The 18,998-nt window shown below is 46.7% G+C and carries 2 protein-coding genes; both read right to left on the bottom strand.

The genetic code is table 11. The features are described from left to right. Positions 1 to 13 precede the first annotated feature (13 nt). Complete coding sequence (locus tag OCV37_RS04010; RefSeq protein WP_038182346.1) at positions 14 to 7,354, bottom strand: SDR family NAD(P)-dependent oxidoreductase; 7,341 nt, start codon at positions 7,352 to 7,354, stop codon at positions 14 to 16. Beyond that, complete coding sequence (locus tag OCV37_RS04005) at positions 7,344 to 18,953, bottom strand: SDR family NAD(P)-dependent oxidoreductase (protein WP_169739369.1); 11,610 nt, start codon at positions 18,951 to 18,953, stop codon at positions 7,344 to 7,346. The genes OCV37_RS04010 and OCV37_RS04005 overlap by 11 nt, the downstream gene beginning before the upstream one ends. Positions 18,954 to 18,998: the final 45 nt, after the last annotated feature.

The following is an 18,998-nucleotide window of genomic DNA, read 5'->3' as shown; positions in this document are numbered from 1 at the left end:
AATCATTAGCTATTTACTCATAGGTTGTACCTATTTCTTCTCCCATCTGGGGTTCCCGTCGTCTCTGTTCGCCCGTTGTCGGACCTGAGAGCCAATAACGTTGTCGCTCAAAGGGATAAGTTGGCAAACTGATACACTTCACCGGCTGCCCCTGTCGAAGTTTATCCCAACAGATACGCCCTCCCTGTACCCAGTGCAGCATCAGTTTCTCCAACTGCCGTTCAGCAATCAAAGACTGAGCCATCGCTTCTCCGGCCACTCCTAAAAGGAGGTTTCGCAGCTCGAGCTGGTCTTGAATGTTCCCCGTTTGTATAAGAACAGGAGCGATATCCTTCCCTGAAACCGTATCAAGAACAGATTCAGAAGAAAGATAATGAGATAACCCCTGACGTAACTCATCAATACTGCTAACCAGCAATGACAAACGACAATCCATTTCTTCCCTGCCAGTCTGCAAAGTATGTGCAATATCAGCCAACCATTTCGATTGTGTCTCAACCTCATTTGATTGATGTTTGTCCAAATACATCAGCATATTCTTCACCATCTGTTGCAACTGAGTTTTTGAGCGCGCAGAAAGCACGATCATCTCGTCTCCATGAGGAACAATTGATGATTTCAGTGCCGTACTTCTCTCGGTCGGAGCATACTCTTCTAGGATCAGGTGCGCATTGGCGCCACCGGCACCAAATGAACTGACCGTCGCACGTCGTTGATCATTCTCTGGCTGTTCCCAACGCTGACACTGATGCAACAGACGGAAGGGAGACTCTAACAGTGGAATGTTTGGATTCAGAGGCTCGGCTTTCACCGTTGGGATCATTGTCTGATGCTTCATCTGCAAAATAACTTTCGCAATTTGCGCCATACCAGAAGCCGCTTCAGCATGACCGATATTCGACTTAACCGTCCCCATCGGACAACTGCCTTTTTTCACACCGGCATTCATGAATACTTGGTTCAATACTTTAAATTCAATGGAGTCTCCAAGGCTGGCCCCATTGGCTGCCGCCTCAACATACTGAATACTGTCAGGAGTAAGCTGCGCGCGCTGAAAGTTTGTCTCGATCAACTCGGTCTGAGCTTCAGGATTCGGCGCATAAAACCCAGTTGAATGACCGCCATGATTGATCGTTGAAGCTTTAATCACCGCTTCGATTCGGTCACCATCTTCGATAGCTCTCTCTAAAGGTTTGAGTAGTACAGCACCAACCCCTTCAGACGGTAGATACCCATCTCCATCGCTGAAACTTCGGCTCCCTGCATGACTGCCCATGATGTGAGCCTGACTTAATCCGACATATTTCAAAGGATGAAGAGAGAGATTGACCCCGCCTGCAATCGCAATCTCACAATCTCCGTTATATAGACTCTGGCAAGCCAAATGCACGGAGGTAAGAGAAGATGAACACATGGTGTCAATGGCAACACTCGGCCCCTTAAGATTGAAGAAATAGGACACACGGTGAGCAATAGCATTATAAGAAGACAGCATCGTTGCCGTCTGCTCATGAACATTCCCGGCACACGCACTATAGAGTTGATACATCGCCCCCACAAAAACACCAACCCGAGAATGATAATTCTGTTTCAGTTTATCCCGGGTATAAGCTGCGTCTTCCAACAAATTCCACACGGTTTCAAGGAACAGGCGCTCTTTGGGGTCAATGTAGGCTGCCATATGCTGTGGGATATTGAAAAACTCAGGGTCAAACTGATCTACACCTTCAATGAATCCCCCGATATCCCCATAGCTTTTACCGGATACATTTTTACGTTCATCATAATAAGCAGCAGCATCCCACCGTTCTTCTGGTACACGAGTGATGCCATCGTAACCTTCCCGTAAATTTTCCCAAAACGTCTCCAGATCAGATGCGCCAGGATAACGTCCCGATAAACCGATGATCGCAATATCACCCTGCTTAGCGTTAGAAGTGTATTTTCTATGACTTTCATTTTTTCCTGAACCAGCAACTTGATCCTGTGGCGTTTCTTGTGGTTTCTCTGGTTGTGAGATTGTCACCTTCACATCAGCACTGCTTAACAAATGATGCATCGGATTAGCCGTTGGCGAATGCTCCTTTTGCGTCGCTTCAACTTCAATGTCTTTGATCACGTCGTTTAACAGATAGGTTGTTAAACTTTCGATCGTCGAATAGTCATGGAAAAGTGTCGATGCCAAGACACAATCCAGATCTTTTTCTATCCGTAGTCTCAAATCAACACCTAATAAAGAATCGAGCCCAAGATCAAACAGACTGGCTCGCTCATCAAGCTGACCCGGAATTTTTAACATCTCACCGATCACTTGATTTAAATATTGCTTCAGCAGACGGCATCGATCATTACCATGAACACGTCCTAAACTTGCCAGAACGCTCAGAGCTGTGGATTGCTCTTCAGGTTTCTGCATCGCGGATGTCGAAAGGTGCTTACGATCATCGTCCAGAACATTGCTTAATAATTGACGTAGATACGGCATTTTATCGCCATCAAGGGTCATTTGACGATTCAAAGGCAAGACAGCAAATTGAGGATGCGCACTGATGAGCTGCTCCTCTATCACCTGAATGCCCTGTCTGGGTGGAATCAAGCCAAGTAGCGCATTTTCTCTATCAGGTACTTGCTGCGCCATATTGGCTGCCAAGCCAATTTCTGACCAGCCCCCCCAATTAATTGATGTCGCAGCGACACCTTGACCTCTTAAATACCAAACAAAGCTATCCACAAACGAATTTGCAGCTGCGTAATTTGCTTGCCCAGGGTTTCCTAATATTGATGCTGCAGACGAGTAGATCACAAAGAAATCGAGTGCTTGTTCACGCACCGCTTGATAGAGCGACAAAGTCCCTGCAACCTTAGGCGCAAATACTTTGAGGTAATCCTCCCATGACTGCTGTGCTACAACGCCATCGGCCAAGACACCCGCTGAGTGGACGACTCCTTTTAAAGGAGGTAGGCCAATCAACCGTTCAGTTAAGCTGTTGACAAAAGCATGCGCCTTCGAAATATCTGCAACTAATGGATAGACAGAAGCGCCCAACGCCTCAAGAGACTGTATCGCGGCTTGACTGTCATCTGTGAGACCAGCCCGACGGCCGACTAAAATGAGATGACGAGCCCCTTGACGAATTAACGCTTTCGCTGTTTCTAAGCCAAGTGCACCTAATCCACCAGTAATCAGATAGGTGCCTGTAGTATCCAATTGAACATTGTGAGACAAATCTGTCTGACTTGGGAGAATTCGAGCAATCAAACGTTGGCCATTCCGAATAGCGAATTGACATTCATTCACTTGATCCAGTATGTGGAGCACATGGTCAAGGTCATGATTATTGATAAGATCTGTTGACAACAAGTCAATCAAATTTGCATGAACTACATTTTCATTGATGTAGCTCGTCACGTGGCCCCATAACATCGCAGCCAACGGTTGTGAAGGCGCTTGTCCATAAACAGGCTGACTGTCACACGTCAGAAAGCTCAATGCCAACCGTCTTCGCCGAGGATCCAAAATTGATTGACATACCCAAAGTGGGTACTTGGCATAAATCGATAATTGCTCATGTCCAAGACTCTCCGCTTCAAATGGGGTGACTGACCAGCCATAAATCACACCGGTTAGAGCATGTACATCATGCTCCACTGCGTCGAATACCTCATTTAGATCTGCCATACTTTGAAAAGAAACTTGCCGATAATGAGGTTCCTCGGGTTGGTTCAGGCAGAGAACGGAAACACGATCACCACGGTCAATCAATGCTGTTTCCAGTGCCTTGCAAACACTGCCCTGATCAGAAAAGAGCAACCAATGACGTTCAACAGATGCTGGGTTTTCCGCTCTTGCCTGAATGGATCCGTCCGTTTCATCAGGTAACCATTGCTTGTCATACAACCATTCATGATAAGCGGCAGTTTTAACAGATTCAGTGTCCGTATAATGCGTTGTTTCAAACCTCTCAATGGTCATCACCACCTCACCGAGCGAATCAAACACAGTCAGAGAAGCGTAACTATTTCCGGCCTCCGGTTCCTCCGTATCAGACGAGTTCACAGAAGAGACCTCAACAGCACACCATAAAATTTCCGGGAGCGGTTTGAAGAGACGAATGCCTCGAACCTGTGAAGGCACCCGAACCCCCTGCTCATGACGCTGCACTGATGCAGCGACAATCGCCTGCAAGCACCCATCCAATAGAATTGGATGGGTGCTATATCCAACAAGAGACTGCTCGACCGTCGGTGGTAAAGCAATTTTTGCCAGTGCTGTATGGGGGCCCCGATATATCTCGAAGATACCCTGAAAGTCTTCCCCATAAGTCATGCCACTTAATGCAATTCCCTGATAGAAATGACGAATAGCTATCGCCTCATGGCATTGATGCTGAAATTCAGACAAACTGACCTGTGGCGTCATTGCCGTCGCCTGAGCACTAGTCGATAGTCTGCCTCTGACATGTTGCTGCCACTCTTTTGCGTGCTGTAATTTGCTATACACTGAAACAGTTCCAGCATCTGGGTTGACATGGCAATAAATGTCAATCGGTGCTTCACCTAAAGGACACTTATGCAGCAACTGCAAGTCTTCAATCCATAGGTTTTGCTCTGGCCAACACCACCGACCTGCCGTGAGAACAATATCAACAAACAAACTAACCGGCACAATGGATTCACCGAGTATCTGGTGTGCGCCCAGGTAAGGCATTCGAGCCAGTGAGAGTTCGCCTTGGAAGTTACGAATCCCTGAAGGACAGGCAAAGACCGTCTGTAAGATTGGGTGTTCAATGACCTCTTCACCCTGACGCTCATGGCGTGATGACATCTGTAACATTTTTCCGGAACGACCAACCGTCGATGGAAGCGTCTCATCAAACGAGTAACCCCACTTAGTCCATATGCTTTGCCGTTGGAAAGGATAGGTCGGTAAACTCATTTTCAGACATTGACTATCCTCATAGACTCGCTCCCAATGCAAGGTATAACCACTCATATAACACTGTGCCAGAAATCCTTGGAGCGGCATTGTTGCATCCCGATTTGTCTGACCATATACCCATTGGAACAGATTTTCCTCGGGCGTATCCGTCATCGTCAGTGACAATGTATCGTCCAAGGAAATACAACAATAATCTACCGTGTCGTATTCGATACTAAATGTGGCTCCGAGGGTTTCCAGTGTCACATTCTGTGCCAGAGGCTCATGCCCAAACCAAGATTCGGGTAATACTGCATTTTTGCCGGCACTACTGACAAAGTCATATCGCTTGCGACCCAAAGCAATGGTTTTTTTGACCGTCCCTGTGGATAGAATATCCATCAGCGACTGCCAACCAATCAAGCCAGCGACACTCGCAGCAACATATTCCCCAACCCCAATCCCCGTAATACACGTCGGAGATAAGCCTAGATGAACCAACAGTTCAGCCAGTGCCCAGCGATGGATTGCATGAGGTAATACATCCGCTGTCTGCTCGGTCCCTGTCAAAATTGATTCAAAGTCAGCGAGCGAGTGTGGATACCCCATTTCTTCTAGATATTTGTAAGCTTTCTCAATTGAAGATCGATAAGTGCTTCGCGTCTGGTATAGGTGATGCGCTAAGCGCCAGTCCACATTGGTTTGGCCACTGATCACCCAAAGTAAGGGGAAGGAACCTGCTTCTGGCAAAAATTCATCGCCTCCCGTGACCTCAATATATTCTTTCAGACAAGCTTCTAGGTCTTTGACATCGTTAACCGCAAACGCGATTCGATACGCGCTATCATCACGCCCGGTTGCCGCGGTGTAACACAAGGCAGACAAGTCGATGTCAGAATGCTGATTCAGGAATTCGAGATATTGTTTTGCATAATCATTCAGAGCAGCGCGGGAACGAGCAGACAACCGAAATATTTTCCCTTCATTTTCATCCTTCGGTTCTTTCGCTTCTGTATATGATTCCAAAATAATGTGGGCATTCGTCCCACTAAAGCCAAATGAGCTCACGCCAGCAAATACAGGCCCTTCAGTAGCCAAAGGCGTCGGTTCATCGACAATATGAAGCATACTTTGATCCACTTTGATTTGTGGATTCAATGTTTTGAAGTGAAGATTTTGAGGCACCTTACGGTGACGAATCACTTCCATGGCTTTGTGTAATCCACCAATACCAGCCGCAGACTCCATATGACCAAGATTCGATTTTAGTGCACCGAGTTTTAAGGGCAGCCTATCCACAGGCTGATCTGCCTTTCGCTGATGATGCGATTGCTTGATATAAGCCGATTCAAGCGCACGAACTTCGATTGGATCACCAAGTGCTGTTCCCGTGCCATGACATTCAACAAATTCAATTTTATCAGGTGAAACCCCTGCATCATCTAAAGCGGCAGCAATGACTTTGCGTTGGGCTTGACCACTCGGTGCCGTTAACCCTTGGCTACGGCCATCGTGATTGATCGCTGACCCACGAATCAATGCATAAATTTGATCCCCATCTTGCAACGCACTGCTGAGACGTTTCAACAAGACCGTACCGCACCCCTCTGAACGAACATACCCATCCGCATTGATATCAAAAGTCTGACAGTGTCCTGATCGTGATAACATTTGAGAACGACAAGCAACAACACTACCTTGTGGTGAGAGAATAAGATTCGCTCCGCCCGCAATTGCCTTATCACACTCACCGCGGCGGATCGCCTGCACAGCGAGGTGCACACTCACTAAGGATGAAGAGCAAGCCGTATCAATCGTCATCGCAGGCCCTTCCAGCCCATAGGTATAAGAGAGTCGACCAGCAGCACAACTACGTGCCGTCCCCGACCCCACATAGTAGCTTGCTTTTTCCAAAGGGCCCTGCAACTGACCATAGTCATCGCTCATTAACCCAATATAGACACCGGTCCGGGTGCCCGAAAAACTGTCTACAGCATATCCTGCATCTTCAATCGTTTCCCAAACCATTTCCATCAAGAGCCGATGCTGAGGATCCAAATGTATTGCTTCTTCAACCGATAAACCAAAGTGTGCAGGATCAAAACGGTCAACATTCTCAAGCAACCCCATCGCATCACTATAAATACCACCTTCGGTATGAGGATTATCAGTAAGAAAACGGGACATCGGCCAACGCTGATCTTGCATTCTTTCAATGCAATCACGTCCTTGCTCCAGAGCTTCCCAGAACTGTTCCAATGATCCAATTCCCCCCGGATACCGACAAGCCGCTCCGACAATGGCAATGGGCTCCTTATGCATCGTTTCCAGTTGATGGTTAATCGCTTTCAGTCGTTTAATTTCATTCAGACTCTTACTGAACAATTCCTTTGTATCTTGCATCGGTGTCGTTTCCTGCAAATTTCTATGCGTCATTTTCTAATTCCTGTTCCAGCATTTTAGAGAGCTGCTCAATTGTCACGTCCTCTGAGATTGGCTGAGGTGATACATCGAATGACAATAGTTCCATTACCTGTGTAGTGAGCGTTGATAAATTGGGGTAATCGAAAATAATGTCGACATGTAGTTCGAGTGCAAATGCTTCTCCCACATGACGACTGAACTCAACCGCAGTAATTGAGTCCATCCCTAAGTCAAAAAATGGCTGTTCATCCTTAATATGGCTTCCATCAACCTTTAGAAACTCACACAAAATGTTCCGAATCGTCCGTTTGATATGATGTTGCTTCTCATCAACAGATAAACGGGACAAAGTATCCACGAGTGCTCCGTCTTCCCCGCTGATAACAGGATCGAATGAAGGCACATCCTGTAACAACAGTTGCAGCACATAATCTGCAAGGCTCAGCAAATTGGGATAGTCGAAAACAATATCAACGTGAAGCTCAACCCCAAAGACTTCACCGACTTGGTGACTGAAATCGACTGCGGTAATTGAATCCATCCCACAATCAAAAAATGGCTGCTCATCCTTAATGTGGTCGGGATCAACCTTAAGAAAATCGCTCAATATGCTCCGAATCGTCTGGCTGACAGTATTGTTTTGTTCATCTGCCGATAAATTGAAGAACGCCTCTCCAAACAAACGATGTTTGAGCTCTTCATTGAGAGAAGTACCACCCGACAGCTCCAAACCAGATGTATTCAAAGCCCTATTTTCTCTAAAACATACCACCTGAGGTCTTGGGTTTTGCATCAGGAAGCAGAGAGATGAAAGAGCCTGCTCTGGACTCAAACGCTGTTCGAATCCAATACCTTTCGCTTCAGCGCGTCCAGCCATCCCCGTATTTTCCCAGGCGCCCCAGTTGATACTCATCACCGGAACACCTAACTGCGACCAAGATTGTGCGAAATAATCTAGAAAGGCATTCGCAACTGCGTAATTAGATTGACCGATTGATCCCCCAATAGATGCAATGGAAGAGAACAGGACAAAACAGTCCAGTTCCATCTCTCGACTCATTTCAAGTAAATTCAGAGCCCCCTGTACTTTAACCGACAACACATCCGCCCAGTCGGCCGCCGTCTGTTGTGTCATGAGGGCATTGGCTGAAATAGCGGCCGTATGGAAAATACCAGCAACAGGGGGCATGCAAGACGTCATCTGCTCAATATGTGCTTGCAGGACCGTCATATCGGACACATCACCCAGTCGGATCTCGACCTGACATCCAACATTTCGCAGCGCTTCAATACGTTCATTCGTATTGGTATGCTCGTTCCGACTCATGAGTACCAATGAGGTCGCCCCTTCCGAGACTAGCTTTTCAGCCGTGAGTAGGCCAATATCACCTAACCCACCTGTAATTATATAAGTCCGGTTCGGTTTGACAGGAGAGACGGAATTCCCACAAGACACGTCTTCTATAGAATGTACGGCTTCCAAAACGCTTCGGTAACGTTTTCCCTCACGGTAAGCGACCACAGAGTCTTGTACCGACGGTGTGATTTCCGCTAACCATCCGATACCATCCTCGCTTTCTGTCGAAAGGTCATCCAAATCGATCAGTAGAACCGGGAATGACGGAAATTCTTGAACAGCAGTTTGCACCAGAGCCGCAGCCGCGACACTTGCCGCAGATAAGGGCACATCATTCAGACAGACAGACTGTCCGGTTCGGGTCAGAACGATAAATGGCTTACCTTGTTTGCTTGCAGCAACTAACCATTGCTGCAAATACCAAATATCTTGAGTCAATATTTCAACATCGTGTGGTGATCGATCAGATGCTTCAAGCAACTCAGTATAGATGAACGCGCCAGCCTTTGAACATTCATCCAATAGAAGGCGAAGTTCATCGACTGATTGCCGTGCAGCTTCTGCGGCATCCACTTGGTGACAAGCACAATCACTTAATTGCTCTTGCAACCGTTGTTGAACAGCATTTGCTTTACCAATTAGTAATACATTTTGTAAGTTTTCAACTGCATCAATTGCGATTGAATTCACGGACTCTGTATTTCGTAAAGGCGAGGGTTGCCATCGCAATTGATGGATAATCGATGTCTCTGGCTTGGCGCTGTCAACCATAGGGACATTGACTTTTCTGAAGCTGGCATGTTCAAACCGCGCACAAATACGTTCATGTTCATCCACAACGGTAATATCGTAGACCAATTCATCAGCATGACTGTTCTCGGGTAAAAACTGCGTCATGCACCAAAAATGTGAGCCTGACGGCCAGTCATGAATAGAAATACTTTGTATCGCATAAGGCAAAAAGAGTCCGTCTGATTGTCTCTCTAACTTGTCCCCCACCCCGTTGACAGACTGTATACAGGCATCCAAAACACGCGGATCTAATACAAATTCAGATGAAATATTCCGAATTCTAGCAACCAAACACAGACCATCACCTTGCACTTCCTCAATCAGTCGATATGACTCTCCAAGATTCAGTTCTCGAGGGATAGACGCCTGATAAAAGGTCTCTTTATCCATGGTGTACCTAGGCGCATTCAGTACAGCGTGGAATGTCGACAAAAGTTGATTATCATCCGTGATGAGAGCTCTCTCAGTCGATGATTCACTCATGTCAATGGCTTCCATCGTTGCAAAGACATGCCACTCTTTCATGGTTGGTTCACAATAAAATAGCTCCGTCCGTCCTGTCGGCTTCATCGCAAGCTGAACGGACAACTGTGATTCAAAATGAACGGGGCGAACCAAGCGAACCCCTTTCATTTCAAGAGGATACGAACATTGATGAGCATGAAGGATAAAAGCCAGACTCCCAGCGGCAGGCAATATCCGTGTATTACTCAAACGATGTTCGTCGAGGAAAACCTGATGTTCAACAGATAAGTGGAAGTCAACATATCGACACCCATCTACAGCTGCAGTGATGTCCTGACTGATCAGTGGCACTTGGCGTGTTTGTTCTTGCTCGAGTGATTCATTAACCCAGTACCGTCGCGTTGGGAAGTGACTAGAAGGCAAGGCTATCCGATGCGGTTCAACGGGAGAAAAATAAGTATACCAGTCAATATCCAATCCCAGAGAAGAGCACATGCTCAGTAACTGGTGGAGTTCAGTAAACGCTTTCCCATTGACAGCACTTCGAACAAGATCCAGAGAAATATCACTGTCCCCCCAAACATAATCAACGGACGTTTTTGGACAAATAGAGTCGCAGCGTTCATTGACAGCAGAGGACAAACGACGATCAGCTTTAAAGCTCATCCTCATATGACCATGAGAAAAATGGATCCCGGCTAAAATAGCTTTAAGCTCAGTATCACTGTCCGCAAGCATACCATCGATCATCTGTTCGATATCCGACACACCGACGAGGGTTGCAACACATAGCAAGGATAACCCTTCAACTTGGATACACTCGGGTGCAATGCCTAGTGACAAGAGCAAACGTCCATACGCTACATTTAAGATGGCCAAACGAACTTGCTCAGGTAGCGCGATATTTTCGTCTACAGAACCGTCTTTCAATGTACATAGTTCTATCGAGGACAATACATCGAAACCTCGCTGCTTGAGCGCTTCAACACTGGCATCAATCGTCCCTCGAAACAGATGATACAAGTCATAGTAAGTACAGGCCTGATTCATCCATGCAGCTCTTTGATTCACCGATATCTGCCACTCCAACCGTGGCCGTTTAATCTTTCTATCTACAATATCCAGCTCACCATCGGCTAATCTCTTTAACCCAGCGAGCAATGCTTCTTGTGTTTGCGCCGGAAAGACTGCCTGCACACTTTGCCCAGTACGAGATATACAGAAAGTATAAGCTGCATCCATTAGCAATGGCGTATCCTCAGTCAGTAACTGATGGTATCGGGCCGCATCACGCTTTAGTTGTGTCGGGTTGATGTGAGAGAGCGCCACCAAAGGTACAAACTCTGAGGGTTGTTTTCGAGGGAGCATCATTTCCTGAAACTCTTCGACTACAAGATGCGCATTTGTTCCACTTAACCCAAAAGAACTCACTCCAGCTCGACGCTTTGTTTTCGACGTCCACTCATGAAGAGAAGTCGTTACCTGTATATTGCTCTGTTCCCAATCAAAATTGGGGTTAGGCTGTTCAAAATGCAAATGAGGGACGAAGGTTTCGTGTTTCAAACAGAGTAGAACCTTGATCAACCCGGCAACACCCGCTGCAGCCTCAGCATGACCAATATTGGTTTTAACCGAACCGACATATAATGGCGCCTTATCGCGTGATTCACTGAAAACCGCCTGTAATGCATTTAGTTCCAGAGGGTCCCCGAGGTGAGTTCCCGTGCCATGTGCTTCAATATAGGAGATATCAGAAGGGGATAACTGGGCATCATGAAGCGCTTTTTCCAACACCTTTTGCTGCGATAACCCACTCGGTACGGTCAAACCGCCGGCACGCCCATCATGGTTCACTGCACCGCCACGAATCACACCCACGATTGGGTCCCGATCCCGCTTAGCATCCGCCAAGCGTTTTAAGACCACTACACCACAACCTTCCCCACGAACAAAACCATCAGCACTGGCATCAAATGTGCGACAGTGCCCGCTTGGTGAAAGCATGCCACCTGCACACTCGATAACCAGAGGTTCTGGAGAAAGCTGTAAACTTACACCACCTGCTATCGCCATATCACATGCACCAGACCGCAAATTAGTGCATGCCATCTGAACCCCGACTAAGGAAGATGAACAGGCTGTATCAAGAGTCATTGTCGGCCCCATCAGACCGAAGACATGAGACACTCGTCCTGCGACCACACTATTCGCAGAACCAGTTCCGACATAAAACGCATTCTCACGCACATGTTGCGTCAAATGTAAGTAGTCCTGCGTCATAACCCCCATGAAGACGCCCGTTTCAGAACCGCCTAATCCCATTGGGTTCTGTCCTGCACTCTCTAAAGCTTCATAACAAACATCTAAAAGTAGCCGCTGTTGCGGGTCCATAAGGTCTGCTTCAATACCAGCAATACCAAATCTCTCTGGACAAAACTGAGCGACTTCATCAATAAAACATCCTTCTGCAACATAGATTTTCCCCGATTGCGTTTTGTCCGGGTCATAATATCGCGAATGATCCCAACGTGTTTCAGGAATCGGCTGAACCGCATCTACACCATTTTTCAGTAATTCCCAATACTCTCCAATCGAATTTGCCCCCCCAGGGAAGCGGCAGGACATCCCAACCACCGCAATCGCATCATCTCCTTGCAGTTCGACATCAGCAGTTTTCGTTGCAGGATCACTGGAAAGCGTTTCTGCATGATGAGTGAACGGAGTTTTTTGCTGCCCATGATTGTCACTGACACATTGGAGAAGAAACTCAGTCAATGAATGAATGGTGGGATAGTCATACAATAGGGTTGACTCAAATTTCTGCCGGAATTGATTTTCCAACAAGCTTCGCAAGTCAATGGCAAGCAGAGAATCAAGCCCCAATTCAAATAAACTGGTTTGATGTTCAATGTTCCCATGTTGCTTGAGTAATTTGACTAAGGTACCTTGTAGATAATTTTCGACTTGACGTTGTCGTTGAGCTTCATCCATTTGTAGCAAGTCTTGCACAAACTGATCTGCATGTTCCTTTTCTCGATTATCAGGTGCTGTTCCTGCTTGCTGGACTCCCGATTTGTTACTCTTCAGTAGGCTCGATAACAAACGTTGAACCTGTGGTAAATACTGTGTATCTATCTTTCGGTCGAAGTCTATAGGTAATACAGTGAACTGCACATTTTTACTGGCAAACTGTTTTGCAATCAAATCAGCACCCTGCTCAGGAGAGATGGTACCTGCAATGGATTGATTTTGAGTCAAACGCGCTGTAATCCCTCTTGCAGCCGCAGCACCTATTTCAGACCAAGCCCCCCAGCCAATCGCAAGCCCAGGGCAGCCTTGTCCACGCAGATACCAAGCGAATGCGTCTAAAAATGCATTGGCAGCGGCATGATTAGCCTGGCCTGGATTTCCCATTACCGCTGCTGCTGAAGAATAGATCACAAAAAAATCCAGGTCGTAACCAGATACTGCCTCATAGAGGTGAATTGCACCAAAGACCTTGGGTTTTAGTACCTTCAGATATCTTTCCCAGCGTTGTTTTTCTATTACGCCATCATCTAAGACCCCCACCGAATGGACAACCCCTCGAATCATGGGTAACTCATCTAACACTTGGTTCAGTGCAGTATTGAGTGCCTCACCATCACTGACATCAACATAAAGAGGAACGACATTCACACCTTGTTCACGGAGCATATCCAATGTTTTCATGACATCTCGACGCTCACGACGGCCAATGAGAATCAAGTTTTGGGCCCCTTGTTCAACAAGTTTTTGTGCCGTTTGCAGTCCTAAATCGCCAAATCCACCGGTGATCACATAGGTCCCATCAGCCACAATGTTACACCGCTGTGCTGGCGCTTCCGGAACCGATAACGTTGCCCGTTTAAGACGTGCAGCACACAACTGCCCCTCTCGAACAACCAACTGACATTCTTCTTTTTGTGTCAACGCTTCATACAAGCATTCACCTGAAACAGAAGTACCATCTAAATCAATAAGCCGTGCAAATGCTGCATTTTCGTTGATATAAGTGAACACGTGTCCCCAAACCATCGCCTGTAAAGGCTGTGCAACTTTGTGATCCCGTGGCTGGGCACCTGCGGTCAAAAAGCTAGGAGAAAGGTGTCGCCAGCGCGCATCCAACAGCGTTTGACAAAGCAGTAATGGATATTTCAGATAACGCTCAGACTTCTCCAATAGGTCGTCACAGTTTAGGTCTGACGGACTCATAGACCACGCATAGACTAAACCGATAATCGGGCCTTGCTGCGCTTCCACCGACATCAGTAATGTTGAAAATGCATCTAATTCTTGAAAGCGAGGATGCTGCATGAATTCATTCAGGGAAATAAACACCCAATCCAATCCACGTTGCGCCAACTCATTTTTCAGGGCGTTTAGCCCTTGGGTTTCGATGGTGTCTTCATCACCAAGAACTAAGTAGCATCCCTTAGATACCACATCAGTGGTGCTCGCAATTTTCTCTGCAATAAATATACTTTCGGTTCGCTCTAGCTCATCCGTCACAAGCGTTGACTCAAACCCCGAATCATGTAACAAAGTCTGCCACTCTTCGGTATTTAATAATGGTCCATTTTGACGTAACGATGTGTCCGTATAACTCCACCAGCCAGGTGTCATCCCAAAGCTGAGGTCAAGCCAGGCTTGCTGCTCTGTTACCTCACGTAATAACAAGAGGCCGCCATCGGCTAGACAGAGAGATAAATGATTCAGGGTCTGAGTCAGATCAGCGGTTGCATGCAGCACATTTACTGCAATCACAACATCAAATGCCCCAGCAGTGAATTCTTGTTCTAGTGGATTTTGCTGCAAATCAAATATCCGATAGTCTACCGACTCGAATGCACCAAATTTTTCTTTTGCACGCATCAAAAAATGGGGCGAAATGTCGGTAAAGACATAATCGATGTTTTTACCATCGACTTGCTCCAAAACTTGTTGCGTTGTAGCACCAGTCCCTGCACCAACTTCTAAAATCCTTAATCGTCTGCCTGAAGGTATTTGACTTACAGCTTCAGCAACCAGTGTTGCTATCCGTTGATTTAACAACAAACTCCCAGGGCTATCTTGATAAAGCGCCTCGGTCCCTTGTGAATGGCCCGCCTCGAATAGCAGATCAACCGCTTTCGTTTGCCCTTGCAGTACCTCAGCTAGTGCGTTACCACAGCGAACGAATAAGTCCAACTCATGCGTTTCTTCCCCTAGCTTAGATCTCAGTTTTGATTCGATTTCATCAGCAGGCAGTGCTGAAACAGGGAGGTGCTCACTCAGGGAAACTAATTTTTTTAGTAATCGCTGATAATCTGGCAGAATCCCGTATTGTTCGAGCATCTCATCGGGCAGCGTATGAGCAGTAAGTAATGATGTAAAAAACTGCTCATCGAAGCCAAACTGCGTCAATGCTCGATGAATGAAATGTCCAGAAAGCGCATCCAGATCCTGCATCATGTCCACAGACATCGTATAAGGTACAGTACTAAACCGAGATTGTGCCTGCGTCAGCAATGCAGACACATCGACATCTAATTTCTCGGAAGAAAACCGACAGGGTATCCATTGCTTTTCTAGCAACCATTCTTGCCATAATGCCCCTTTAAGCTCCGGCCGATACTTCGATGCCTCAAAACGCTTAATTGAGAGAATCGCTTTTCCCTGTTCATCATATACATATAAAGCAACGGAAAGCTTTTCTTGTTGGCTCAAGTAGTCATACATCGTTGCTTCATTGTGAAACACTTCGTCAGGGGCAAGAATTTGTACAAAACACCATAAGCTCTCAGCACTATTTCCCTGAAGATGCATTTCATGAAGCTCTGTCGGCACATACAAAGGTAGTTTTCTGTCTGAATTTTGCGTCCCCATTGCCCCACTGATGACCTGAAAGCAAGCATCCAACATCACCGGATGTAAGCCACAACCTGACCAGTAATTCGGCAAATCAGATGGCCATTCGATTTTGGCCAATGCAACACCTGAACCGCTATATAACTGACGAATGGCCTGAAAAGAAGGGCCATACTCAATACCCGACTGTTTGGCTCTGAGTAAGTGTTGTTCAACAGAGATGACCTGAGAGCACCGTTTCCGAACATCAGCAAGCGGCTTGATATTTAACTCGGCACGAAAACCAACATTTACTTGCGCACTGACATGTTTCGTCCATTTCCCACGCTCTGATGTTGTATAAATTTCAACCTTCGCTATGCCATTCTCAGTCGGGTCGACTCGACAATACACACCAATGGGTTGAGAATCCAAAATACACGCTTGGCTGATCTGTATTTGAACAATGTTCGCAGGCAGTCCATCGGGACCGACACACACCTCTGCAATTAAGTTTATATAAACACTTGCAGGTAGAACAATCTCTCCTGCAACGAGGTGATCTCTTAAAAATGGTAACCGTGATAAGGCAAGTTCACCCGCATATAAGCTTCCACCATCAGGCACGGCTAAAACTGTTGTAAAGATACTGTGCCCCACAGTTGAGAACATTGATGGGAGTGACGCCACTCGCTCTGTCACTTGTGGGGGTAACCAATAGCGACGTCGTGCAAAGACATAATCCGGCAAGACGGGATATTGAGATTTATCCTGCGGTATCGTCGTATAGTCCCATCGCAGCGTCGCCCCACGATTAAACAAATTGATGCGTAAATTAATCCATGAGGGCTGAGTCTCGGATTCGATAGTCTTCTGAGGAAAAATCTGCAAAGCTGAAACATCAATGCCAATCTCTGAGTCTAGCATTGACCAGTGATACGGATGCTGTTGTGAGAGCAACGCCTCAAGCAGTCTTTGCTTTGCTTCTGAGACATTGTGATAAGGCCATTTTACCCAATCGACATCCTGACGCGTCGAGTCATGTCCTTTGACAAAGATCTGACGCTGCGCTTCTTTTAGGTGTATGTCCTGAATCAGATATCGGATATCCGCTTCAACTCGTTGCTCTTGCTCTGTTAAATCAGCTCCTGAGATTTGATCCAAGCGCACACATAAATCTGCTGCTTGCTCAAGTGTCAAAGATTTAGCAAAAACGAGGGCAGCAATCGTGCCTGTACCAGATGCCTGAACCTTTCTTATCTCGGCCCCTTCTTCCACGAGGTGCTCGACATAAGAAAGTTGTGAAATCAAGTGGCGCAGGGTGGGATATGCCTGAGACGACATCAACGCTTCGATACTGAATTCAGTCGCTTGTGTGACTCGGGTTTCAATACACCGAAAATACGAGCACCATGTGTCAGAGGCAAAGATCTGAGGTGGTATGGGATATTGACTATTGGAAGGACCAAAACAGGCGACCATAGTCGGTTTTCCAAGCGGCTCTGAGTATTCACCTTGAATCCCTGACACAAGACAAGATAAAAGTTCTTGCCTCGTTGCCGCATGACAACCAAAACGATAAGCAAAATGATTACGAATACTATTCACCGCTCCGGAAATAAGAGGCAGTGAAAGGTGAGGCGTTTCTTTCAAAAAATCACGGAATTGAGAGAGTTGTTGGCGCAATGACGTAATGCTATGCGCAGAAAAATAGAATGGATAAACAGCTTGGGACTGTGTCTTACTTGATTCAGCATGGGCTTGAACGTTCAGCGCATCTTTCTCAGTCGAGTGCTGAGAGACTATCATATGAACATTCGTACCGGTATAACCAAACGAGCTCACAGCAGCGATACGAGACTGCTCATCATGCCATGTGAACGAAGACGTCCCATCTTTCGACGCGCCCTTCGGAAAAACAAGCGACTCGCTCAAACCATCAAAGTGCGGGTTGAGTTGCTCCAAATGCGTAATCGGCGGCAGTACATCGCCTTGGACCATCTGGATTAACTTAATCAACCCAGCAACCCCTGCAGCCGATTCACAATGACCGATATTGGCTTTCACCGCCCCCATCACTAACGGTTTGGTACGCCCTTTTGCTTGTCCATAGACCTGATCCACAGCCTGAACCTCAACAGGGTCTCCGAGGGCGGTGCCAGTCCCATGCGCTTCGAGATAATTTACCTCGGCAGGATCCAGCTTTGCCTGAGACAAAGCCTGACGGATAACGTCCATCTGGGCGGGTCCATTGGGAGCATTCAATCCATGACTGCGTCCATCCTGATTCACTGCTGAACCTCGAATTACCGCCAGTATCTTGTCACCGTCTTTTTCCGCTTGCTCCAAGGTTTTGAGTAAGACGAGGCCACACCCTTCAGAGCGAACATAACCATCCGCCCCGTCACCAAATGTATTGCAGCGCCCACGCACTGAAAGCATGTGAGCAACAGAAGCACCAATCGCAGCTTCGGGGCTTAATAATAAATTTACCCCTCCGGCTAAAGCCGTAGAGCACTCTCCCATCCGTAAACTTTGACAAGCAAGATGCACAGCAACCAGTGATGAAGAACATGCCGTATCGACAGATACACTCGGACCATTCAGCCCAAAAACATAGGACAACCGACCTGAAGCAGCGCTCAACGCGTTACCTTGTCCTACATAGGCATTCAAATCCTCAGTACTTTTGATCAAATTTGTATAATCACTGTTCATTTGACCAACAAAAACACCCGTATCTGAACCTCTCAGTGCCATGATATCGAAACCTGCGCGTTCAAAACAATGCCATGCCTGTTCAAGTAGCAACCGATGCTGCGGATCCAGATAAGGTGTTTCTTCCTCTGAGATACCAAAAGCAGAAGGGTCAAATTGATCAATATCTTTCAACAACCCAAAATGACATGTGCTTATTTTTCCGGGTTCCCCCACAAGTGGGGAAAAGTATTCAGCCATATCCCACCGCTGGTCTGTCATCGTGGTGACCGCATTCTCTCCATTTCGGATCAATTGCCAGAACGATTCCGGATTCGAAGCACCAGGGAAACGGCAAGATAAACCAATCACCGCAATAGGCTTATCTCGCTCACCTTCAAGCGCTTGTATTCGCTGATCTTTCTCCTGAATCTTCAGGATGGAATTTTTCAATAAATCCTTGTAAGAATTTTCACTTCTTTTCTGTGTTTGATTCAT

The sequence above is a fragment of the Vibrio rhizosphaerae genome, assembly GCF_024347095.1.
GTDB lineage: Bacteria > Pseudomonadota > Gammaproteobacteria > Enterobacterales > Vibrionaceae > Vibrio > Vibrio rhizosphaerae.
The sequence above is the reverse complement of the archived record's forward strand: the minus strand, read 5'-3'. Positions and strand labels throughout refer to the sequence as shown.